Origin of the sequence: Pseudomonas sp. PS01297, assembly GCF_029959305.1 — a bacterium.
Lineage (GTDB): Bacteria > Pseudomonadota > Gammaproteobacteria > Pseudomonadales > Pseudomonadaceae > Aquipseudomonas > Aquipseudomonas helleri.
In genome coordinates this window covers 1-21,162 of record NZ_JASCPQ010000027.1, presented here as the reverse complement: position 1 = coordinate 21,162, position 21,162 = coordinate 1, and the positions used below count along the sequence as shown (strand labels likewise).

21 protein-coding genes are annotated in these 21,162 nt (G+C 58.5%); 15 read left to right on the top strand and 6 right to left on the bottom strand.

The genetic code is table 11. The annotated features are described in order from the left end of the window. Positions 1-113: 113 nt before the first annotated feature. The 10 genes from QMX84_RS10565 to hisC all read left to right on the top strand — a co-directional run bounded on the left by QMX84_RS10565 (position 114) and on the right by hisC (position 8,155). Entirely contained in the window at positions 114-923 is an 810-nt protein-coding gene (locus QMX84_RS10565; protein ID WP_048368349.1) for an ATP-binding cassette domain-containing protein, read from the top strand. Continuing rightward, the gene (mlaE, locus tag QMX84_RS10560; RefSeq protein ID WP_048368347.1) at positions 923-1,720 is read left to right on the top strand and encodes a lipid asymmetry maintenance ABC transporter permease subunit MlaE; all 798 of its coding nucleotides are present in this window, start codon (positions 923-925) and stop codon (positions 1,718-1,720) included. The genes QMX84_RS10565 and mlaE overlap by 1 nt, the downstream gene beginning before the upstream one ends. Then, positions 1,720-2,187 (top strand): outer membrane lipid asymmetry maintenance protein MlaD, encoded by a 468-nt coding sequence (mlaD, locus tag QMX84_RS10555; RefSeq protein WP_048368345.1) that lies wholly within the window; start codon positions 1,720-1,722, stop codon positions 2,185-2,187. Before mlaE ends, mlaD begins: the two co-directional genes overlap by 1 nt. Before the next feature lie 11 nt (positions 2,188-2,198). Continuing rightward, on the top strand, positions 2,199-2,849 hold the full coding sequence (locus QMX84_RS10550) for an ABC transporter substrate-binding protein (RefSeq protein ID WP_123749615.1): 651 nt from the start codon (positions 2,199-2,201) through the stop codon (positions 2,847-2,849). Continuing rightward, complete coding sequence (locus QMX84_RS10545) at positions 2,846-3,151, top strand: STAS domain-containing protein (protein WP_048390273.1); 306 nt, start codon at positions 2,846-2,848, stop codon at positions 3,149-3,151. The genes QMX84_RS10550 and QMX84_RS10545 overlap by 4 nt, the downstream gene beginning before the upstream one ends. 114 nt (positions 3,152-3,265) lie before the next feature. Next, positions 3,266-3,505, top strand: coding sequence for a BolA family protein (locus QMX84_RS10540; protein WP_048368340.1), 240 nt, complete (start codon positions 3,266-3,268; stop codon positions 3,503-3,505). 23 nt (positions 3,506-3,528) lie between these two features. After that, positions 3,529-4,794, top strand: coding sequence for a UDP-N-acetylglucosamine 1-carboxyvinyltransferase (gene murA / locus QMX84_RS10535; protein ID WP_048368338.1), 1,266 nt, complete (start codon positions 3,529-3,531; stop codon positions 4,792-4,794). A gap of 179 nt (positions 4,795-4,973) precedes the next feature. Further along, positions 4,974-5,609: an ATP phosphoribosyltransferase gene (gene hisG, locus QMX84_RS10530; protein WP_048390272.1), complete on the top strand. Its 636-nt coding sequence runs from the start codon at positions 4,974-4,976 to the stop codon at positions 5,607-5,609. A gap of 162 nt (positions 5,610-5,771) precedes the next feature. Next, on the top strand, positions 5,772-7,100 hold the full coding sequence (hisD, locus tag QMX84_RS10525) for a histidinol dehydrogenase (RefSeq protein WP_123749617.1): 1,329 nt from the start codon (positions 5,772-5,774) through the stop codon (positions 7,098-7,100). A 2-nt stretch (positions 7,101-7,102) separates the two neighbouring features. Continuing rightward, entirely contained in the window at positions 7,103-8,155 is a 1,053-nt protein-coding gene (gene hisC, locus QMX84_RS10520) for a histidinol-phosphate transaminase (protein WP_262124770.1), read from the top strand. An 84-nt stretch (positions 8,156-8,239) separates the two neighbouring features. Here hisC and algW read toward each other — a convergent pair whose 3' ends face one another. After that, positions 8,240-9,397 carry a Do family serine endopeptidase AlgW gene (gene algW, locus QMX84_RS10515; RefSeq protein ID WP_048368331.1) on the bottom strand — a complete coding sequence of 386 codons (1,158 nt, stop codon included), beginning with the start codon at positions 9,395-9,397 and terminating at the stop codon, positions 8,240-8,242. Between the two features lie 102 nt (positions 9,398-9,499). Between algW and QMX84_RS10510 the strand changes: the two genes are divergently transcribed. The 3 genes from QMX84_RS10510 to cysN all read left to right on the top strand — a co-directional run bounded on the left by QMX84_RS10510 (position 9,500) and on the right by cysN (position 13,348). Further along, positions 9,500-10,258 carry a Nif3-like dinuclear metal center hexameric protein gene (locus QMX84_RS10510; RefSeq protein WP_262124772.1) on the top strand — a complete coding sequence of 253 codons (759 nt, stop codon included), beginning with the start codon at positions 9,500-9,502 and terminating at the stop codon, positions 10,256-10,258. Between the two features lie 264 nt (positions 10,259-10,522). Next, the gene (gene cysD, locus QMX84_RS10505; protein WP_048368327.1) at positions 10,523-11,440 is read left to right on the top strand and encodes a sulfate adenylyltransferase subunit CysD; all 918 of its coding nucleotides are present in this window, start codon (positions 10,523-10,525) and stop codon (positions 11,438-11,440) included. 9 nt (positions 11,441-11,449) lie between these two features. Beyond that, the gene (gene cysN / locus QMX84_RS10500; protein ID WP_278942231.1) at positions 11,450-13,348 is read left to right on the top strand and encodes a sulfate adenylyltransferase subunit CysN; all 1,899 of its coding nucleotides are present in this window, start codon (positions 11,450-11,452) and stop codon (positions 13,346-13,348) included. A 320-nt stretch (positions 13,349-13,668) separates the two neighbouring features. On the opposite strand, the gene QMX84_RS10495 is transcribed toward cysN, so the two are convergent. The 3 genes from QMX84_RS10495 to QMX84_RS10485 are packed head-to-tail and all read right to left on the bottom strand — an operon-like array spanning position 13,669 to position 17,073. Continuing rightward, positions 13,669-14,574, bottom strand: coding sequence for an acyltransferase (locus QMX84_RS10495; protein ID WP_282363778.1), 906 nt, complete (start codon positions 14,572-14,574; stop codon positions 13,669-13,671). Next, on the bottom strand, positions 14,575-16,674 hold the full coding sequence (gene pta, locus QMX84_RS10490; RefSeq protein WP_048368321.1) for a phosphate acetyltransferase: 2,100 nt from the start codon (positions 16,672-16,674) through the stop codon (positions 14,575-14,577). Between the two features lie 60 nt (positions 16,675-16,734). Then, positions 16,735-17,073 carry a DUF3565 domain-containing protein gene (locus QMX84_RS10485; RefSeq protein WP_262124774.1) on the bottom strand — a complete coding sequence of 113 codons (339 nt, stop codon included), beginning with the start codon at positions 17,071-17,073 and terminating at the stop codon, positions 16,735-16,737. Between QMX84_RS10485 and QMX84_RS10480 the strand changes: the two genes are divergently transcribed. After that, the gene (locus tag QMX84_RS10480) at positions 17,042-17,527 is read left to right on the top strand and encodes a peptidylprolyl isomerase (protein WP_048368319.1); all 486 of its coding nucleotides are present in this window, start codon (positions 17,042-17,044) and stop codon (positions 17,525-17,527) included. The genes QMX84_RS10485 and QMX84_RS10480 overlap by 32 nt on opposite strands. Before the next feature lie 134 nt (positions 17,528-17,661). On the opposite strand, the gene QMX84_RS10475 is transcribed toward QMX84_RS10480, so the two are convergent. Together QMX84_RS10475 and cysZ are read right to left on the bottom strand one after the other, a co-directional pair. Further along, positions 17,662-18,831 (bottom strand): glycosyltransferase family 1 protein, encoded by a 1,170-nt coding sequence (locus tag QMX84_RS10475; RefSeq protein ID WP_262124775.1) that lies wholly within the window; start codon positions 18,829-18,831, stop codon positions 17,662-17,664. Positions 18,832-18,982: 151 nt separating this feature from the next. Next, positions 18,983-19,738: a sulfate transporter CysZ gene (gene cysZ, locus QMX84_RS10470; protein ID WP_282363777.1), complete on the bottom strand. Its 756-nt coding sequence runs from the start codon at positions 19,736-19,738 to the stop codon at positions 18,983-18,985. Positions 19,739-20,049: 311 nt separating this feature from the next. On the opposite strand from cysZ, the gene trxB reads away from it, so the two are divergent. Next, complete coding sequence (gene trxB, locus QMX84_RS10465) at positions 20,050-21,015, top strand: thioredoxin-disulfide reductase (protein ID WP_048368315.1); 966 nt, start codon at positions 20,050-20,052, stop codon at positions 21,013-21,015. Positions 21,016-21,162 lie beyond the last annotated feature (147 nt).

The window sequence follows — 21,162 nt, the reverse complement described above, 5'->3', positions numbered from 1 at the left end:
GTATCAGCAGTGCTATAGTTCGCCGCCAGTTCGGCCCGCTCAGGAGCGCGAGCTTCTTAATAAGAAGCATGGTGTCCGGGTGAGAGGCAGAAGCTGCATCGCAAGGAGTTTAGATGAGCGCCGATAACGCCTACGCGGTCGAGCTGAAGGGAGTGTCCTTCAAGCGCGGTTCGCGCAGCATCTTCAATAATGTCGATATTCGAATTCCGCGTGGCAAAGTCACGGGAATCATGGGCCCGTCCGGCTGCGGCAAGACTACCCTGTTACGTTTGATGGGCATGCAACTGCGTCCCAGCAGCGGCGAAGTGTGGGTCAATGGCCAGAATCTGCCGACCCTGTCACGCAGCGACCTGTTCGATGCGCGCAAGCACATGGGCGTGTTGTTCCAGAGTGGCGCGTTGTTCACCGACCTGGACGTGTTCGAAAACGTAGCGTTCCCGCTGCGGGTTCACACCCAACTGCCAGAAGACATGATCCGTGACATCGTGCTGCTTAAATTGCAGGCCGTGGGGCTGCGCGGGGCAATCGATCTGATGCCCGATGAGCTGTCGGGCGGCATGAAGCGCCGGGTAGCCCTGGCGCGGGCGATTGCCATGGATCCGCAAATCCTGATGTATGACGAACCCTTTGTTGGCCAGGACCCGATTGCCATGGGGGTTCTGGTGCGGCTGATCCGTCTGCTCAACGACGCGTTGGGCATCACCAGCATTGTGGTGTCCCACGACCTGGCGGAGACGGCGAGTATTTCTGACTATCTCTATGTCGTTGGCGATGGCCAGGTACTGGGGCAGGGCACGCCAGAAGAACTGATGAATGCGGATAACCCGCGCATTCGTCAATTCATGAACGGCGATCCGGACGGCCCGGTTCCGTTCCATTTTCCGGCGTCGGACTACCGAACCGATCTTCTGGGGAAGCGTTAATGCCCAAAAAATCAATGATTGACCGAATCGGGTTATTCGGCAGAGCCGGGATCGACATGGTCTCGGTACTGGGCCGTTCGACCATCTTCCTGTTCCATGCATTGCTTGGGCGTGGCGGCATTGGCGGCGGGTTTGGGCTGTTGCTCAAACAACTGCACTCTGTGGGCGTCATGTCGCTGGTCATCATCGTGGTGTCCGGTATTTTTATCGGCATGGTGCTGGCGCTGCAGGGCTTCAGTATCTTGTCCAGCTACGGTTCCGAGCAGGCGGTAGGGCAAATGGTTGCCTTGACCCTGTTGCGTGAGCTGGGGCCGGTGGTGACTGCCTTGCTGTTCGCCGGGCGTGCCGGGTCGGCGCTGACCGCCGAAATCGGCAACATGAAATCAACCGAACAGTTGTCCAGCCTGGAAATGATCGGTGTTGACCCGCTCAAATACATCATTGCGCCACGTTTGTGGGCCGGGTTCATTTCCCTGCCGGTGTTGGCGATGATTTTCAGTGTGGTCGGGATCTGGGGCGGTTCGTGGGTGGCAGTCGACTGGCTGGGTGTCTACGACGGTTCCTACTGGGCCAACATGCAGAACAGTGTGACCTTCAGTGGTGACGTGATTAACGGGATCATCAAAAGTATCGTGTTTGCTTTTGTAGTGACCTGGATTGCTGTGTTTCAAGGTTATGACTGCGAGCCCACATCAGAGGGGATCAGCCGTGCCACTACCAAAACCGTGGTGTATGCCTCTCTGGCAGTCCTCGGGTTGGACTTCATTTTGACTGCCTTGATGTTTGGAGATTTCTGATGCAAAACCGCACCATGGAAATCGGTGTCGGCCTGTTCCTGCTGGCTGGCATCCTGGCTTTACTGTTACTTGCCCTGCGAGTCAGTGGGCTGTCGCCGACTGCCAGCACGGACACCTACAAACTCTATGCCTACTTTGACAACATCGCCGGTCTGACGGTGCGCGCCAAAGTCACCATGGCAGGCGTCACCATCGGCAAGGTCACGGCAATTGACCTGGACCGTGACAACTTCACGGCACGCGTCACCCTGCAAGTGGAAAAGGATGTGAATAACCTGCCGACGGACTCGACAGCGTCTATCCTCACAGCCGGGCTGTTGGGCGAGAAGTACATCGGTATCAGCGTGGGCGGGGATGACGTTGTGCTCAAGGATGGCGGCACCATTCACGACACGCAATCGTCGCTGGTCCTCGAAGACCTGATCGGCAAGTTCCTCATGAACACCGTTAGCAAAGAAGCCAAATAAGGAGCCTTAAGATGATTTCTCTCTTGCGCCGTGGCCTGCTGGTAATGTTGGCGGCGGCTTTGCCGATGATGGCGAGTGCTGCGCCGGGTCAGTCTCCCCATGACATCGTGACCGACACCACCACTCGACTGCTGGCTGACCTGTCCGCCAACAAAGAAAAATACAAAGCAAGCCCGACCGAGTTTTACGATGCCCTGAACAACATCGTTGGGCCGGTTGTGGACGTTGACGGTGTTTCCAAAAGCATCATGACCGTCAAGTATTCGCGCAGGGCCACCCCCGCACAGATGCAGCGCTTTCAGGACAACTTCAAGCGCAGCCTGATCCAGTTTTACGGCAACGCCTTGCTTGAGTTCAAGAACGAGGGCATCAGCGTCGGTGACGCCAAGCAACAGACCAATGGCGATAATGTCTCTGTACCGATGACGGTCAAAGGTGCCAATGGTGCGGTTTACCCTGTTTCCTACACGCTGACCCAAGTGGATGGCGAGTGGAAAGTACGTAACGTCATCATCAACGGTATCAACATCGGCAAGTTGTTCCGTGATCAGTTCGCCGATGCCATGCAGCGCAACGGCAATGATCTGGACAAGACCATTGATGGCTGGGCCGGCGAAGTCGCCAAGGCCAAGGAAAAAACCGACGAGAAGCTGAGCCAATGACTGACGCCGCCATAACCCTGGCTGGCGAAAGCGAGCTGCGCCTGAGTGGCGTACTCGACTATCAGACTGGCCCGCGCTTGCGCAAGGAAGGCCAGGCCCTGATCAAAAAGGCCTTGGCCAAAGCCCTGGTGGTGGATTGCTCGGCGGTCACCAAGTCCAGCAGCGTGGGCTTGTCCCTACTGCTGTGCTACATCCGTGACGCACAAGCCCTGAACAAGCCAATGAGCATTACCGGTTTGCCCGAAGACATGCGTGAAATCGCTAAAGTTTCGGGTCTGACCGAGTTGCTGGCACATCATTAATAGCCATTTATAAAAAAGCCCCCCGTCAGAGTCCTGTTATACGGGGTTCGCAGGCGCGGGGCTTTTTTGTATGATGGCCGACCCGCGCGCGTTAGGCGCCGATTGAGGTTGAGCATGCAGGCCGTAGAAGTTAAGAGCTTTCTTGAAGAGAAGCTGCCTGAAATCCAGGTAGAAGTTGAAGGCGAAGGCTGCAACTTTCAGCTGAACGTGATTAGTGACGAGCTGGCGGCCTTGAGCCCGGTCAAACGTCAACAAAGCATCTATACCCATTTGAACCCGTGGATCGCTGATGGCAGCATCCATGCGGTGACTATGAAATTCTTCAGCCGCGCGGCCTGGGCCGAGCGCACCTGAGCCCCCTTGGCGTCGAGATTGTTATGGATAAATTGATTATTACCGGCGGTGCCCGTCTTGATGGCGAAATCCGTATTTCCGGTGCGAAGAACTCTGCTTTGCCGATTCTGGCTGCGACCTTGCTGTGCAATGGCCCGGTCACGGTTGGCAACCTGCCGCATTTGCATGACATCACCACCATGATCGAGCTGTTCGGTCGCATGGGCATTGAGCCGGTGATCGACGAGAAGCTCAGCGTCGAAATCAACCCGAACACCATCAAGACCTTGGTTGCACCGTACGAGTTGGTGAAAACCATGCGTGCGTCGATCCTGGTGCTGGGCCCGATGGTTGCACGCTTCGGTGAAGCAGAAGTTGCCCTGCCTGGCGGTTGCGCCATCGGCTCGCGTCCAGTCGACCTGCACATCCGCGGCCTAGAAGCCATGGGCGCAGTGATTGACGTCGAAGGTGGCTACATCAAGGCCAAGGCGCCAGAAGGCGGCTTGCGCGGTGCCAACTTCTTCTTTGATACCGTCAGCGTAACCGGTACCGAAAACATCATGATGGCCGCAGCTCTGGCCAATGGCCGCAGCGTATTGCAGAACTCTGCGCGCGAGCCTGAAGTGGTTGACCTGGCCAACTTCCTGAACGCCATGGGCGCCAAGGTAAGCGGCGCTGGAACTGACACCATCACCATTGATGGCGTTAAAGAGCTGCACCCGGCAACTTACCGCGTGATGCCGGACCGTATCGAAACCGGTACTTACCTGGTGGCTGCCGCTGTAACCGGCGGTCGCGTGAAGGTTAAGGACACCGATCCGACCATCCTCGAAGCCGTTCTTGAGAAACTCAAGGAAGCGGGCGCCGAGATCACCACCGGCGAAGACTGGATCGAGCTGAACATGCACGGCAAACGCCCGAAGGCGGTCAACGTGCGTACGGCTCCGTACCCGGCGTTCCCGACGGACATGCAAGCGCAGTTCATTTCGCTCAACGCCATTGCCGAAGGCACCGGCGCAGTGATCGAGACCATCTTCGAAAACCGCTTCATGCACGTTTACGAACTGCACCGCATGGGCGCCAAGATCCAGGTTGAAGGCAACACGGCCATCGTCACCGGCACTGAAACGCTCAAAGGCGCGCCGGTCATGGCCACCGACCTGCGTGCTTCGGCCAGCCTGGTTATTTCGGCCCTGGTGGCTGAAGGCGACACCCTGATCGACCGCATCTACCACATAGACCGTGGCTACGAGTGCATCGAAGAAAAACTGCAAATGCTGGGTGCCAAAATCCGCCGCGTTCCGGGCTAGTTTTGGGGTTTGGCATCATGGGCACAGGGATCGTGTCCAGCTGCCAGGTGACGTAAGCGCTCCCACGCGTTACCTTACCTGGCCTTGAATCGTTCAAGTCGAGCTTGATATCAGGCTCGATGCATGTCCGGCGCCGATTGCGCCGGGCATAAGTACCCTGATAAGGACTTACGTTTCCCATGTTGACCATTGCACTGTCCAAGGGCCGTATCCTTGACGACACCCTGCCGCTTCTGGCTGAAGCAGGCATTGTGCCGACCGAGAATCCGGACAAAAGCCGCAAGCTGATCATCCCGACCTCCCAGCCGGACGTCCGTCTGCTGATCGTCCGTGCCACCGATGTACCAACGTATGTCGAGCATGGTGCCGCCGACCTCGGTGTCGCGGGCAAAGATGTGCTGATGGAATACGGCGGCCAGGGTCTTTACGAGCCGCTGGACCTTCAGATTGCCCAATGCAAGCTGATGACAGCCGGTGCTGTCGGCGCCGCCGAACCTAAAGGCCGCCTGCGCGTTGCCACCAAGTTCGTCAATATCGCCAAGCGTTACTACGCCGAACAAGGCCGTCAGGTCGACATCATCAAGCTCTACGGCTCGATGGAACTGGCTCCGCTGATCGGCTTGGCCGACAAAATCATCGACGTCGTCGATACCGGTAACACCCTGCGTGCCAACGGCCTTGAGCCACAAGATTTCATCGCCGCCATCAGTTCCCGTCTGGTGGTCAACAAAGCGTCGATGAAAATGCAGCACGCCCGCATTCAAGCCCTGATCGATACCCTGCGCAAAGCAGTCGAGTCTCGACACCGCGGCTGACACACCTGCGCGACCCTGGATCCAGCATCTTTACGTCGCGCCCATCCATCCGTGTAATAGCCAGAAATTTCAGGTACCCACGCGGATGGCTTGGTAGTCTTGCCGTGCCTGATACTTGCATCCCTTAATTCCAAGCAAACGCCCATTACCGAGGCCCTCGCTATGACCGCTCCCACTGCAATTCGCCGACTCAACGCTGCTGACCCGGACTTCGCGCAGCATCTGGATCATCTGCTGAGCTGGGAAAGTGTGTCTGACGACTCGGTCAACCAGCGTGTGCTCGACATCATCAAAGCCGTTCGCGAGCGTGGCGATGCCGCGTTGGTAGAGTTCACCCAGCGTTTTGACGGCTTGAGCGTTAACTCCATGGCCGACTTGATCCTGCCGCGTGAGCGCCTGGAACTGGCCTTGACCCGCATCACCGACGCGCAGCGTGAAGCGCTGGAAAAAGCCGCACAGCGTGTGCGCAGCTACCACGAAAAACAGAAGCAAGACTCCTGGAGCTACACCGAAGCCGACGGCACCGTGCTGGGGCAGAAGGTCACGCCACTGGACCGCGCCGGTCTGTACGTGCCGGGCGGCAAAGCGTCGTATCCATCTTCCGTGTTGATGAACGCGATCCCGGCCAAAGTGGCAGGTGTGGGCGAAGTGGTCATGGTCGTGCCCACGCCGCGTGGTGAAATCAACGAGCTGGTTCTCGCTGCTGCCTGCATTGCCGGGGTTGACCGGGTGTTCACCATCGGTGGCGCCCAGGCCGTTGCAGCGCTGGCCTATGGCACTGAAAGCGTGCCGCAAGTCGACAAGGTGGTCGGGCCGGGCAACATCTACGTGGCCACCGCCAAGCGCCATGTGTTTGGCCAAGTGGGTATCGATATGATCGCCGGGCCTTCGGAAATCCTCGTGGTCTGCGACGGCCTGACCGACCCGGACTGGATTGCCATGGACCTGTTCTCCCAGGCCGAGCACGACGAAGACGCGCAAGCGATTCTGGTCAGCCCGGATGCCGAGTTCCTCGACAAAGTGGCCGCCAGCATCGCCAAACTGCTGCCGACCATGGAACGTGCCGACATCATCAACACCTCAATCAATGGCCGTGGCGCGTTGATTCTGGTGAATGACATGCAGCAAGCCATGGACGTTGCCAACCGCATTGCCCCGGAACACCTGGAGCTGTCGGTGGCAGACCCGCAAGCCTGGTTGCCGCAGATCCGTCACGCCGGGGCCATCTTCATGGGCCGTCACACCTCCGAAGCTCTGGGCGATTACTGCGCAGGCCCGAACCACGTATTGCCGACGTCGGGTACCGCACGTTTCTCGTCGCCGCTGGGTGTGTACGACTTCCAGAAGCGCTCATCGATCATTTTTTGCTCGGAGCAGGGCGCTTCTGACCTGGGCAAAACCGCTTCGATTCTGGCCCGTGGCGAGTCGTTGACCGGCCACGCCCGCAGTGCTGAATACCGGATCATCGCCGACACCGAACAGGGGCAATAAGCATGAGCAAATTCTGGAGTTCGTTCGTTAAAGAGCTGGTGCCCTACGTGCCGGGTGAGCAGCCAAAACTGACCAAACTGGTCAAGCTCAACACCAACGAGAACCCTTACGGGCCATCGCCCAAAGCGCTGGCTGCGATGCAGGCCGAAGTTAACGACAACCTGCGTCTGTACCCGGATCCGAACAGCGACTTGCTCAAGCAGGCGGTGGCCGAGTATTACGGCGTACAGACCAACCAGGTGTTTCTCGGCAACGGTTCTGACGAAGTGCTGGCGCACATCTTCAATGGCCTGTTGCAGCACGACAAACCGCTGTTGTTCCCGGACATCAGCTACAGCTTCTACCCGGTGTACTGCGGCCTCTATGGCATCGAGTTCGACGCGGTGCCGCTGGATGAGCAGTTCCAGATCCAGCCCGCAGACTACGCCAAGCCCAACGGCGGCATCATCTTCCCGAACCCTAACGCGCCGACGGGCTGCTTGCTGGCGCTGGACGCCATTGAGCAAATGCTCAAGGCCAGCCCGGACTCAGTGGTTGTGGTGGACGAAGCCTACATCGACTTTGGTGGTGAAACCGCCATCAGCCTGGTGGACCGCTATCCGAACCTGCTGGTGACCCAAACCCTGTCCAAATCGCGCTCGCTGGCCGGTTTGCGGGTGGGCCTGGCGGTGGGCCATCCTGACCTGATCGAAGCCCTGGAACGGATTAAAAACAGCTTCAACTCCTACCCGCTGGACCGCATCGCCATCGTCGGCGCGGCTGCGGCTTTTGCCGACCGTGACTATTTCGCGCAGACCTGTCGGGCGGTCATCGACAGCCGCGAGCACGTGGTCGGTCAGTTGAAAGCGTTGGGTTTTGAAGTGTTGCCGTCGGCGGCGAACTTTATTTTTGCCCGCCACCCGGAACACGATGCGGCAGCACTGGCGGCCAAATTGCGTGAACAGGGCGTGATCGTGCGCCACTTCAAGCAACTGCGCATCGCCCAGTTCCTGCGCATCAGCATCGGCACGCCAGAGCAGAACGCGGCGCTGATTGAAGGGTTGTCAGATATTTAACTAACGACCTGTAGGAGCGAGCTTGCCTCGCGATCTTTTAAGATCAAAAGATCGCGAGGCAAGCTTGCTCCTACAGAGGGGTGTTTACTTCTCGGTATGCGCCGGCTGTTCTTGCTGTGGCCGCAGGCCCACTTCGGCGGTGAGCTTGAGCTCTTTGCCATTGCGCAAGACCAGAATCGCCACCTTGTCTGAAGGCTTGATGCGGGCCACCTGGTTCATCGAGCGACGACCATCGTTGGCCGGTTCGCCGTCAATGCTCAGGATCACATCACCCAGTTGCATACCGGCTTTTTGCGCCGGGCCATCACGGAAGATCCCCGCGACGACAATCCCCGGGCGTCCATTCATGCCAAACGACTCGGCCAGGTCCGGCGTCAGTGACTGAACCTCAATCCCCAGCCAGCCACGGATCACCTGGCCGTGCTCGATAATCGACTTCATGACTTCCATCGCCAGGTTGATCGGGATCGCAAAGCCAATACCTTGCGAGCCACCCGACTCGGAGAAGATCGCGGTGTTGATGCCGGTCAGGTTGCCGTTGGCATCCACCAGCGCGCCGCCCGAGTTGCCAGGGTTGATTGCGGCATCGGTCTGGATAAAGTCTTCGTAGTTGTTCAGGCCCAACTGGTTACGCCCGGTGGCGCTGATGATGCCCATGGTGGTGGTTTGACCCACGCCAAACGGGTTGCCAATGGCCAGCGCGATGTCACCGATGCGCAAGGCGTCAGAGCGACCAATGGTGATCGAGGGCAGGTTTTTCAGATCAATCTTGAGCACGGCCAGGTCTGTTTCCGGGTCGCTGCCGATCATGCGGGCCAGGGTTTCTCGACCGTCCTTGAGCGCCACGACAATCTGGTCAGCACCTGCCACCACGTGGTTGTTGGTCAGCAAATAGCCTTCCGGGCTCATGATCACGCCCGAACCGAGGCTCGATTCCATACGCTTTTGTTTGGGCGCGTTGTTGCCGAAAAAGCGTCGGAACTGCGGATCTTCAAACAGCGGGCTGGCGTTTTTGTTTACTACTTTGGTGGTGTACAGGTTGGCGACTGCCGGGGCTGCGCGGGTCACGGCGTCGGCATAGGTCACAGGGCCTTGCTGCACATAACTGGTGCGCGGGGCTTGTTGCAGATTAACGTCCAGCGTCGGCAGGCCAACCCACTCTGGATAGCGTTGAATAATCAGCAAAGCGATAAGCACGCCGGCCAGCAATGGCCAGCCAAAAAAACGCAAAGCCTTGAACATTGAACTTAATCCTGAAGGTTGCAGAGCCACCATGACGGCCCATAATGGCGGCCATTATACGAGTGCCCGAGCGCCTCTGAACGCTATATTTAGGAGTCTTTTATGGCTGTCGCCCTGAGCACGCTGGTAGAAGAAGCAAATCGTTACCTGAACAGCGCTGCAATCAGCGATTACTGCCCCAACGGCCTGCAAGTCGAAGGCCGCCCGCAAGTATTGCGAATTGTGAGCGGGGTCACTGCCAGCCAGGCGTTGCTGGATGCTGCGGTCGAGGCTGAGGCCGACCTGATCCTGGTGCATCACGGCTACTTCTGGAAGGGCGAAGATCCGTGCGTCACCGGTATGAAGCAGCGTCGTCTTAAAACCCTGCTCAAGCATGACATCAGCTTGCTGGCCTATCACTTGCCACTCGATCTGCACCCTGAGGTGGGCAATAACGTGCAATTGGCGCGGCAACTGGACATCACCGTTGAGGGCCCGCTGGACCCGTCCAACAACAAAGTTGTGGGCCTGGTGGGGTCACTGGCCGAACCGATGACTGCCCGCGATTTTGCCCGCCGTGTCCAGGAAGCGCTGGGGCGTGAGCCGTTACTGATAGAAGGCAGCGACATGATTCGCCGCGTGGGCTGGTGCACCGGCGGCGGCCAGGGCTATATCGACCAGGCAGTGCTGGCGGGCGTTGACCTGTACTTGAGCGGCGAAGCGTCCGAACAAACCTTCCACAGTGCGCGGGAAAACGACATCAGCTTCATCGCTGCCGGCCACCACGCCACCGAGCGTTACGGCGTACAGGCGCTGGGCGATTACCTGGCGCGACGCTTTGCCCTCGAACACCTGTTCATCGACTGCCCCAACCCGATTTAAAACTTTGGCAAACATCTGTAGCCGCTGCCGAAGGCTGCGATAAGGGCCGCAGGACCTTCGCTTTTAACCCCAAAAGCAGGGCTGCTGCGCAACCCATCGCAGCCTGCGGCAGCGGCTACAGTGGGCGGGGCGGCCAAACCTGGCGATCTATTCTTAGATCGTTTAGGTCTACTTGGCGCCCTCAATAGAAGTAGGCGCTGTGCTAGCATTCGACCCTCGAACACGGCCCGCAGGCCGTTAATAAGATAGCTTTCGTGAGTAGCCATGGTCGACAAACTGACGCACCTGAAACAGTTGGAGGCGGAGAGCATCCATATCATTCGCGAGGTGGCCGCCGAGTTCGATAACCCGGTGATGCTGTACTCCATTGGTAAAGATTCCGCCGTAATGCTGCACCTTGCCCGCAAGGCATTTTTCCCTGGCAAGCTGCCGTTTCCGGTGATGCATGTCGATACCCAGTGGAAATTCCAGGAGATGTACAGCTTTCGCGACAAGATGGTTGCCGAGCTGGGCCTGGACCTCATCACTCACGTAAACCCGGACGGCGTGGCGCAAGGGATCAACCCCTTCACCCACGGCAGCGCCAAGCACACCGACATCATGAAAACCGAGGGCCTGAAACAGGCGCTCGACAAGCACGGTTTTGATGCCGCCTTCGGTGGTGCCCGTCGCGACGAAGAAAAGTCCCGTGCCAAAGAGCGCGTGTACTCGTTCCGTGACAGCAAACACCGCTGGGACCCAAAAAACCAGCGCCCCGAGTTGTGGAACGTCTACAACGGCAACGTCAACAAGGGCGAGTCGATTCGCGTGTTCCCGTTGTCCAACTGGACCGAACTCGACATCTGGCAATACATCTACCTTGAAGGTATCCCGATCGTGCCGCTGTACTTTGCGGCTGAGCGTGAAGTCATCGAGAAGAACGGCACACTGATCATGATCGACGACGATCGCATCCTTGAGCACCTGTCTGACGAAGACAAGGCGCGCATCGTCAAGAAAAAGGTCCGCTTCCGTACTCTGGGCTGCTACCCGCTGACTGGCGCGGTAGAGTCCGAGGCAGAAACCCTGACCGACATCATCCAGGAAATGCTCCTTACGCGTACTTCCGAGCGCCAGGGCCGAGTCATCGATCACGATGGCGCAGGCTCGATGGAAGATAAAAAACGTCAAGGTTATTTCTAAGGGGTTGTCATGTCGCACGTATCTGATTTGATCAGCGAGGACATCCTCGCCTACCTGGGCCAGCACGAGCGCAAAGAGATGTTGCGCTTTCTGACCTGCGGCAACGTCGATGACGGTAAGAGCACCCTGATCGGGCGCCTGCTGCACGACTCCAAGATGATCTATGAAGACCATCTGGAAGCCATTACCCGCGATTCGAAAAAAAGCGGCACCACCGGCGACGACATCGACCTGGCGCTGCTGGTCGACGGCCTGCAAGCCGAGCGCGAGCAGGGCATCACCATTGACGTGGCGTACCGCTACTTCTCCACGGCCAAGCGCAAGTTCATCATTGCCGATACCCCGGGCCATGAGCAGTACACCCGCAACATGGCCACCGGTGCGTCCACCTGTGACCTGGCGATCATTCTGGTGGACGCCCGTTACGGCGTGCAGACCCAAACCCGTCGTCACAGCTTTATCGCCTCGTTGCTGGGCATCAAGCACATCGTCGTGGCCATCAACAAGATGGACCTCAAGAACTTTGACGAAGGTGTGTTCGAGTCGATCAAGGCCGATTACCTGAAGTTCGCTGAAGGCTTGAAAATGAAGCCTTCGAGCCTGCATTTCGTGCCGATGTCTGCCCTCAAGGGCGACAACGTGGTGAACAAGTCCGAGCGCTCGCCGTGGTACACCGGCCAGTCGCTGATGGAAATCCTCGAAACCGTGGAAATCGCGGCCGACCGCAACCTCACCGACCTGCGCTTCCCGGTGCAATACGTGAACCGTCCAAACCTGAACTTCCGGGGTTTCGCCGGTACGCTGGCCAGCGGCGTCGTGCATAAGGGCGACGAGATCGTAGTGCTGCCGTCGGGTAAAAGCAGCCGTGTGAAATCCATTGTCACCTTTGAAGGTGAACTGGAGCACGCCGGTCCTGGCCAGGCGATCACGCTGACCATGGAAGACGAGATCGACATCTCCCGTGGCGACTTGTTGGTGCATGCCGACAACGTGCCGCAGGTGACCGATAACTTCGAAGCCATGCTGGTGTGGATGGCTGAAGAGCCGATGCTGCCGGGCAAGAAGTACGACATCAAGCGTGCGACCAGCTATGTGCCGGGTTCGATTGCCAGCATCGTCAACAAAGTCGATGTGAACACCCTCGAAGAAGGCCCGGCCAGCGCGTTGCAGTTGAACGAGATCGGCAAGGTCAAGATCAGCCTCGACGCACCGATTGCCCTGGACGGTTATGAAAGCAACCGCACCACCGGTTCGTTCATCATCATCGACCGTTTGACCAACGGCACTGTTGGCGCAGGCATGATCATCGCTTCGCCGGTCAGCCACGGCAGCGCGACGCATCACGGTGAGCTTGCACACGTCACTACTCAAGAGCGTGCCCAGCGCTTCGGCCAACAACCGGCGACCGTGTTGTTCAGCGGCTTGTCGGGTGCCGGTAAAAGCACCCTGGCTTACGCAGTTGAACGCAAGTTGTTCGACATGGGCCGTGCGGTGTTCGTCCTTGACGGTCAAAACCTGCGTCATGACCTGAACAAAGGTCTGCCGCAGGACCGCGCGGGCCGTACCGAGAACTGGCGTCGTGCTGCCCACGTGGCGCGTCAATTCAACGAAGCGGGCTTGCTGACCCTGGCGGCTTTCGTCGCGCCGGATGCTGAAGGCCGTGAACAGGCCAAAGCGCTGATCGGTGATGATCGTTTGATCACGGTGTATGTACAGGCATCGCCTGCGGTCTGCGCCGAGCGTGACCCGCAGGGCCTGTATGCAGCGGGTGGCGACAACATCCCGGGCGAATCCTTCCCGTACGACGTGCCTTTGAATGCCGACCTGGTGATCGACACTCAAGCGCTGACCGTCGAAGAAGGCGTCAAGCGGGTGCTCGACCTGTTGCGTCAACGCGGCGCGATTTAAGCCGCGATTAAAAAAGCCCGCCACCGAGCAATCGGTGGCGGGCTTTTTGTTGGGCGCTGTATTTTCCCCTCACCCCAGCCCTCTCCCGAGGGAGAGGGAGCTGATTTGCGGTGCTGCACAGGCCTGCTTCTGCTTTTAGTCCCCTCTCCTTTTGGGAGAGAGAGGGAGCTGATTTGTGGTGCTGCACAGGCCTGCTTCTGCTTTTAGTCCCCTCTCCCTTTGGGAGAGGGAGCTGATTTGTGGTGTTGCGCAGGCCTGCTTTTGCTTTTAGTCCCCTCTCCCTTTGGGAGAGGGTTAGGGTGAGGGGCTTTTGATCTTCTTCACTGTGCCGGGTATTGCCGATGCAACTCGCCCAACAACTGGTCCTTGTCTTCCCACAGCTGGTTGATCCAGCTCTGGAACGCCAATTTGTAGGCCGGGTCCTGGTCGTAGTTTTTGCCGATAAACTCCGCCGGAATCTCCAGCTCTTCAAACACCACCACCACATCCCGCACGTTGCCGCACAGCAAGTCCCAATACCCCGGGCGTCCACCAGGGTAATGAATCGTCACGTTAACGATGGACTTTAACTGCTCGCCCATTGCATCCAGCACAAAGGCAATGCCGCCGGCTTTAGGTTTGAGCAGGTAGCGGAACGGCGATTGCTGTTCGGCGTGTTTGGCTTCGGTGAAGCGTGTGCCTTCGACGAAGTTGAAAATGCCCACCGGCTGGTTTTTGAACTTGGCGCAGGTTCTGCGTGTGGTCGCCAGGTCGGCGCCTTTCTTTTCCGGGTGTTTGGCCAAGTACGCCTTGGAGTAGCGTTTCATGAACGGGAAACCCAACGCCCACCACGCCAGGCCGATCACCGGCACCCAGATCAGCTCTTGCTTGAGGAAGAACTTCAGCGGGCGGATACGTTTGTTGAGCACGTATTGCAGCACCATGATGTCGACCCAGCTCTGGTGGTTGCTGGTCACCAGGTACGAGTGCTCATAGTCCAGCCCTTCGAGGCCCTTGATGTGCCAGCGGGTTTTGCCCAGCAGGTCCATCCAGCGTTTGTTGTTGCCGACCCAGGCTTGGTGAATGTGCCGCATCAGCTCGTCGGTCACCCGTTGCGCGGGCTTGAACGGCAGGCACAGCTTAAAGATCGCAACCACAAACAACGGCGTGCAACACACGATTGTGTTGATCGCCAATAACAATGAAGCAATGACGCCGCGTAACGGCGCAGGCAGAAAATCCAGCATTTACACATCCATAGGTCGGTTGGCGGCTTGAATCGCCGTCAGGGCGATGGTGTAGACGATGTCGTCCACTTGCGCACCACGGGGCAGATCGTTCACCGGTTTGCGCAGGCCTTGCAGCATCGGGCCCAAACTCACGCAATCAGCGCTGCGCTGCACGGCCTTGTGCGTGGTGTTGCCGGTGTTCAGGTCGGGGAAGACAAACACCGTCGCGCGGCCGGCCACCTGGCTGTTGGGCGCCAGTTGGCGAGCCACTGTTTCGTTGGCCGCAGCGTCGTACTGCAACGGGCCGTCGATGAGCAGTGCGCGCTGGGCTTCATGGGCGAGGAGGGTGGCTTCACGGACTTTTTCGACTTCTTCACCGCTGGCAGAGTCGCCGCTGGAGTAGCTGATCATGGCCACGCGCGGGGTGATGCCGAACGCTGCGGCCGAGTCAGCACTTTGCAGGGCTATTTCTGCCAGCTCAGTGGCCGACGGGTGCGGGTTCATCACGCAATCGCCGTACACCAGCACCTGCTCCGGGAACAACATGAAGAACACCGACGACACCAGGGTGCAGCCCGGCGCCGTCTTGATCAGTTGCAGGGCAGGGCGGATGGTATTGGCAGTGGAGTGGATGACACCGGAAACCAGCCCGTCGACCTCGTCCAGCGCGAGCATCATGGTGCCGATCACCACCGGGTCTTCCAGTTGCTGCTCGGCCATCGGCGCATTGATGCTTTTGGTTTTGCGCAGGGCCACCATCGGTTCGACATAACGGCCACGAATCACATCCGGGTCGAGAATCTCCAGCCCCGGCGGCAGTTCAAACCCATGGGCCTTGGCCACGGCGTGAACTTCTTCAGGCTTGGCCAGCAGCACGCAACGGGCGATACCGCGGGCCTGGCAAATGGCGGCGGCCTGCACGGTCAAAGGCTCGCTGCCTTCAGGCAAGACGATGCGCTTGTTGGCGTGTTGGGCGCGCTGGATCAATTGATAGCGGAACACCGCAGGCGTGAGGCGCATCTCCCGTGGCGTGCCGCAACGCTGGTGCAGCCAGTGCGCGTCGAGGTGGCTGGCGACAAAATCAGTGATGATTTCTGCGCGTTCGCGGTCATCGATCGGGATTTCTTTGTTGAGCTGATTGAGCTGGTTGGCGGTGTCGTACGAGCCGGTGCTCACCGACAGCACGGGCAGCCCGGCTTGCAAGGCCCCACGGCACAGCTCCATCAGGCGCGGGTCGGGTTTGGTGTCGCTGGTCAACAGCAGGCCCGCCAGCGGTACGCCGTTCATGGCGGCCAGGCTGACGGCCAGGATGATGTCGTCGCGGTCACCGGGGGTTACCACCAACACGCCGGGTTTGAGCAGTTGCAGCGTGTTCAGCACGGTGCGGGCGCAGAGGATGATCTTGGACATGCGCCGGGTTTCATAATCGCCCGCATTCAGCACCTGCGCGCCGAGCAGCTCGGCCACGTCACGGGTGCGCGGGGCATTGAGTTCGGGCTGGTACGGAATGCAGCCCAATAGCTTGAAGTCGCCGGTCCGCAGTAACGGTGAGTGCTCTTTGAGGCGCGCTGAAAACACTTCCATGCTTTCGTCGGTTTTCACTTTGTTAAGGATCACACCGAGCACTTTCGGGTCTTTCGGCCCGCCGAACAACTGCGCTTGCAGCTCAACCCGGCCGGAGAGCTCGGTCAGCACTTCGTTTTCCGGGGCTGACACCAGAATCACTTCTGCATCCAGGCTCTTGGCCAAGTGCAAATTGACGCGCGCCGCGTAACTGGCGGTGCGGGTGGGCACCATCCCTTCAACGATCAACACGTCTTTGCCAACGGCGGCTTGCTGATAAAGGCTGATGATCTCTTCGAGCAGCTCATCGAGCTGGCCGTCACCGAGCATGCGCTCAACGTGGGCCAGGCCCAAGGGTTGTGGCGGCTTGAGGCCGTGGGTACGCGCCACCAGTTCGGTCGAACGTTCAGGCCCGGTGTCGCCTGGGTGCGGCTGGGCAATGGGCTTGAAAAAGCCGACTTTCAAGCCTGCACGCTCCAGGGTGCGAACCAGGCCGAGGCTGATTGAGGTCAGGCCCACACCAAAATCAGTGGGGGCGATAAAGAAAGTTTGCATGCGAGCTTCCTGACGTAGCAGTGCAAGAGCAACACTCGATAAACGAGCCATGTGCTGGAATCAATTGCCAAGGTTAACGCTATCAGCCTCCTGAGCACACCAGCCACAGCGAAAGGGCTGGCCTATTTTTTTTGCCCGCTGCTCAGGGTCCAGCACCCAGGGTCGTGACTGCCAGGGCGGTTGATGGCGCTGATGCTGGGTGTGGCCACAGGAGAGCACAACAACCCAGTGCTGCTCTTCATCTTGGCGCCAGCCAATGATTGTTGAGGTTTTCAAAGTTATCCGTTGGTCTTGGTTGTGTTCGCTTTCGTGCGAATGCTTGGTTAAACTTGCGAACTCATTATTATTTTGCAAAAGGTCTCGCCCCATGACGATCGCCGCCAACAAGGCAGTCTCCATCGAATATACCCTGACCAACGACGCTGGTGATGTCATTGACAGTTCTGCTGGCGGCGCTCCGCTGGTTTACCTGCAAGGCGCGGGCAACATCATTCCAGGTCTGGAAAAAGCCCTTGAAGGCAAAAACGTCGGTGATGAGCTGGACGTTTCCGTTGAGCCAGAAGACGCTTACGGCGAATACTCCGCTGAACTGGTCAGCACCCTGAGCAGCAGCATGTTCGAAGGCGTTGACCAACTGGAAGTCGGCATGCAGTTCCACGCTTCCGCGCCGGACGGCCAAATGCAAATCGTGACCATCCGTGATCTGGACGGCGACGACGTAACCGTTGATGGCAACCACCCGTTGGCGGGTCAGCGCCTGAACTTCAAGGTCAAGGTTGTTGCTGTACGTGACGCGAGCGAAGAAGAAGTTGCTCACGGCCACGTGCATGGTGAAGGCGGTCATCAGCACTGATACCGGCTGCTACGCTCACCTGTGAGCGAGTAAAGAAAGGCGCCTGTTGGCGCCTTTTTTGCGCCCTTAAGTTATGTCATCAGCGCTCTGCATGATTGTTGATTCACGATCGCGCGGCACAGGTCAGGGCGCGTTTATTCAGATAGCGGCAACGGACCTGTCTGGCTTTGGCAGGCGCGCTGCAACTGGTTTTCGAACTGTTCGATAATTTGCGGCCAGCCCTGGCGACAGGCATGGTGGCGCGCATTGAGACGCACGGTGCGCAGGGTTTCCGGCTCTTCAAGGAGCCAGGCGGCAGCGTCGATCCAGGCATATTCATCCCCTGGCATGGCCAGCACGCCGTTGTAGCCATGACGAATATGCTGGCCCGCCGCGGCGGCGTCATAAGCCACAACGCCCAGCCCCGAAGCCAAGGCTTCTAGCACCACATTGCCGAACGTTTCGGTCAGGCTCGGGAACAAAAACACGTCGCCACAGGCATAGTGGCGAGCCAAGTCTTCACCGGATTGAGCGCCACAAAAAAACGCATCCGGCAGCGAGGCTTCCAGTGCGGCCCGTTTGGGCCCGTCACCGACGATGATCAGCTTGAAGCGGCGCCGCGGGAAGCGCTCCTGCAAGGCTTCCAGGCAGTGCTTGAGTGCCCCCAGATTCTTCTCGGGTGCCAAGCGACCGACATGCAGCAGGGCAATATCGTCTTCGCCCAATCCCCAACTCTGGCGCAAGGCGCTTTGGCGTTTCGCCGGGCTGAACAGTCGGCTGTCGACCCCGCGCTCCAGCAACTCCAGGCGATCAAAATGCCGACGCTGCAGTTCAAACCGCTGGCTGGCGCTGGGCACCAGGGTCAACGCCGAGCGGTTATGGAACCAGCGCAAATACTGGGTCAGCAGCCGGGTAAATACCCCCAGGCCGTAAATGCTGGAGTAGTGCTGGAAGTTGGTATGAAAGCCGCTGACCACTGCAATACCCAGTCGGCGTGCCACGCGCAGCGCACATAACCCAAGCGGGCCTTCGGTGGCGATGTACACCACGTCCGGGCGCTGTACTTGCCAGCGCTTCATCAAGCGACGGGTGGAGGCCATGCCCCACTGCAGTCCCGGATAACCGGGGATAGACCAGCCCCGGCACAGCATCACCTCATCGTTACTGCGTTGATTGCCATCGCAGATCTGACGAGGGCGCACCAGCTCCACATGGTGATCGCGAGCGCGCAAGCCATCAAACAAACGCCCAAGGGTGTTGGCCACGCCGTTTATTTCTGGTGGAAACGTTTCGGTGATCAGGGAAATATGCAGGGCAGTTGTCATGGCACCAGTCTCAACGTGATCTGTGTCGGCTACGTGTCAGCCAAATGATGAATTTATGGCGACTGAACCGTAGACAGCGTGGAGACAGCTTAGGTGCTGTACGGCTCTCAGCGTTTTTAATGAAGCGCTGAGAGCCGTGATTTTTATCCCTTCATGGCTTTTTCACGGTCAAGGCTTCCTCGCCGCGCTCACGCACCCAAAACAGCGTTGCCCCGGCCACGGCGGCAGGCATCATCAGCAGGTTGACCACGGGCACCAGCAGCACCAGATACACCACCCCGCCAAAGCTCAGGCTCTGCCAGCGTTTCTGGCGCAGCCAGGCGAGCATCTCGTTCCAGCCCAGTTTGTGGTTGTCCGCCGGGTAGTCGATGTATTGGATGGCCATCATCCAGACGCCGAATATCAGCCACAACGGCGCGGCGACCAGGTTGACCACGGGCACAAACGACAAAATCAGCAAGGCAATCGCGCGGGGCAGAAAGTAGCCCAGCTTGCGCATTTCACGGGCCAGTGTGCGGGGCACCATGGCGATCAGTTCGCTCCAACTGAACGGCGGCGAGTTATCGACCCCGCGCACCACGGCTTCGACTTTCTCCGAGAGAAACCCGTTAAAAGGCGCGGCGATGATGTTGGCGAACATGGTGAAGGTGAAAAACACCATCAGAATGAGCAACACCACAAACAGCGGCCATAACACGTAGTTGAGAAAGCTCAGCCAGCTGGGCAGCGTCGGCATCAACGTGTCGACCCACAGGCTGAACTGATGCCCGGCGAAGTAAATCAGCCCGACAAACAGCACCAGGTTGATCAGCAGCGGCAACAGCACGAATAAACGCAGGCCTGGGCTCAGGACCAGCTTCAGGCCTTCACGCAGGTACTGCGGGCCAGATAGAACAGGGGCGGGCATAGTGGGCTCCGGGCAATGGAAAATCGGCCGACCTTAACGGCTTTGCGCGCAGGGCGAAAGCCTGGAGGCGGATTCGACAATAACTGTAACAAAGACGTCCAATGTTGAATTTGAGCACATAGAGACCTGCTATGAGCTGGATTGTTAATGCGTATTTCCTTACTCTCAGCGGCCTATATACGCTGCACCTACATTTTTCAGGACCTGCGGGTCACAGACCTGGCCTGAGCAGGTGAGCGGTTTCTTTTTATTCCAGCCGGTAAAGCGGCGTTCCGCCCTTATTTCTACACGGGCGGCCATAGGAGTGAGTCATGTCTGAAGTACGTCATTCGCGTGTGATTATTCTGGGTTCTGGCCCTGCCGGTTACAGCGCCGCTGTTTACGCTGCCCGGGCTAACCTCAAACCACTGCTGATCACGGGCATGCAGGCGGGCGGTCAACTGACCACCACTACTGAAGTCGACAACTGGCCTGGCGATGTACACGGCCTGACCGGCCCGGTCCTGATGGAACGCATGCGTGAACACGCCGAGCGTTTTGAAACCGAGATCGTGTTTGATCACATCAACGCCGTTGATCTGAAAAACAAACCGTTCAGCCTGACCGGCGACAGCGGCACTTACACCTGCGATGCGCTGATCATCGCTACCGGCGCCAGCGCCCGTTATCTGGGCCTGCCGTCTGAAGAAGCCTTTATGGGCAAGGGCGTTTCGGCCTGTGCAACCTGCGACGGTTTCTTCTATCGCAACAAGCCGGTGGCAGTCGTGGGCGGCGGTAACACAGCGGTTGAAGAAGCCCTGTACCTGGCCAACATTGCGAGCAAAGTGACCCTGGTTCACCGCCGCGAAACCTTCCGCGCCGAGAAAATTCTGATCGACAAGCTGAACGCCCGCGTAGCTGAAGGCAAGATCGAGTTCAAATTGAACGCCACCCTGGACGAAGTGCTGGGTGACAACATGGGCGTGACCGGTGCCCGCCTGAAAAACAACGACGGCAGCTTTGACGAAATCAAAGTAGACGGTGTGTTCATCGCCATCGGCCACACCCCGAACACCTCGCTGTTCGAAGGTCAGCTGGAACTCAAAGACGGCTACATGGTGGTCAAAGGCGGCCGTGAAGGCAACGCCACTGCGACCAGCATCGAAGGCGTGTTTGCGGCGGGCGACGTGGCTGACCACGTTTACCGTCAAGCCATCACCTCGGCCGGTGCCGGCTGCATGGCGGCACTGGATACCGAGCGTTACCTGGACGGCCTGCAGAACGCTGAGTTCAAGTAATCCGTAGCGTCTAAAAAAACCGGCTTCGGCCGGTTTTTTTGTGGGCAAAGAACTTGTAGGAGCGAGCTTGCCTCGCGATCTTTTGATTTTTTTAAAAGATCGCGAGGCAAGCTCGCTCCTACAAGGCTTTTTAAGCCTTGCGCGTCA

Bases quoted from the DNA above. Each gene is read 5' to 3' on its own strand.
- QMX84_RS10565 (WP_048368349.1), top strand. From the start codon at position 114: ATGAGCGCCGATAACGCCTACGCGGTCGAGCTGAAGGGAGTGTCCTTC.
- mlaE (WP_048368347.1), top strand. From the start codon at position 923: ATGCCCAAAAAATCAATGATTGACCGAATCGGGTTATTCGGCAGAGCC.
- mlaD (WP_048368345.1), top strand. From the start codon at position 1,720: ATGCAAAACCGCACCATGGAAATCGGTGTCGGCCTGTTCCTGCTGGCT.
- QMX84_RS10550 (WP_123749615.1), top strand. From the start codon at position 2,199: ATGATTTCTCTCTTGCGCCGTGGCCTGCTGGTAATGTTGGCGGCGGCT.
- QMX84_RS10545 (WP_048390273.1), top strand. From the start codon at position 2,846: ATGACTGACGCCGCCATAACCCTGGCTGGCGAAAGCGAGCTGCGCCTG.
- QMX84_RS10540 (WP_048368340.1), top strand. From the start codon at position 3,266: ATGCAGGCCGTAGAAGTTAAGAGCTTTCTTGAAGAGAAGCTGCCTGAA.
- murA (WP_048368338.1), top strand. From the start codon at position 3,529: ATGGATAAATTGATTATTACCGGCGGTGCCCGTCTTGATGGCGAAATC.
- hisG (WP_048390272.1), top strand. From the start codon at position 4,974: ATGTTGACCATTGCACTGTCCAAGGGCCGTATCCTTGACGACACCCTG.
- hisD (WP_123749617.1), top strand. From the start codon at position 5,772: ATGACCGCTCCCACTGCAATTCGCCGACTCAACGCTGCTGACCCGGAC.
- hisC (WP_262124770.1), top strand. From the start codon at position 7,103: ATGAGCAAATTCTGGAGTTCGTTCGTTAAAGAGCTGGTGCCCTACGTG.
- algW (WP_048368331.1), bottom strand. From the start codon at position 9,397: ATGTTCAAGGCTTTGCGTTTTTTTGGCTGGCCATTGCTGGCCGGCGTG.
- QMX84_RS10510 (WP_262124772.1), top strand. From the start codon at position 9,500: ATGGCTGTCGCCCTGAGCACGCTGGTAGAAGAAGCAAATCGTTACCTG.
- cysD (WP_048368327.1), top strand. From the start codon at position 10,523: ATGGTCGACAAACTGACGCACCTGAAACAGTTGGAGGCGGAGAGCATC.
- cysN (WP_278942231.1), top strand. From the start codon at position 11,450: ATGTCGCACGTATCTGATTTGATCAGCGAGGACATCCTCGCCTACCTG.
- QMX84_RS10495 (WP_282363778.1), bottom strand. From the start codon at position 14,574: ATGCTGGATTTTCTGCCTGCGCCGTTACGCGGCGTCATTGCTTCATTG.
- pta (WP_048368321.1), bottom strand. From the start codon at position 16,674: ATGCAAACTTTCTTTATCGCCCCCACTGATTTTGGTGTGGGCCTGACC.
- QMX84_RS10480 (WP_048368319.1), top strand. From the start codon at position 17,042: ATGACGATCGCCGCCAACAAGGCAGTCTCCATCGAATATACCCTGACC.
- QMX84_RS10485 (WP_262124774.1), bottom strand. From the start codon at position 17,073: ATGGAGACTGCCTTGTTGGCGGCGATCGTCATGGGGCGAGACCTTTTG.
- QMX84_RS10475 (WP_262124775.1), bottom strand. From the start codon at position 18,831: ATGACAACTGCCCTGCATATTTCCCTGATCACCGAAACGTTTCCACCA.
- cysZ (WP_282363777.1), bottom strand. From the start codon at position 19,738: ATGCCCGCCCCTGTTCTATCTGGCCCGCAGTACCTGCGTGAAGGCCTG.
- trxB (WP_048368315.1), top strand. From the start codon at position 20,050: ATGTCTGAAGTACGTCATTCGCGTGTGATTATTCTGGGTTCTGGCCCT.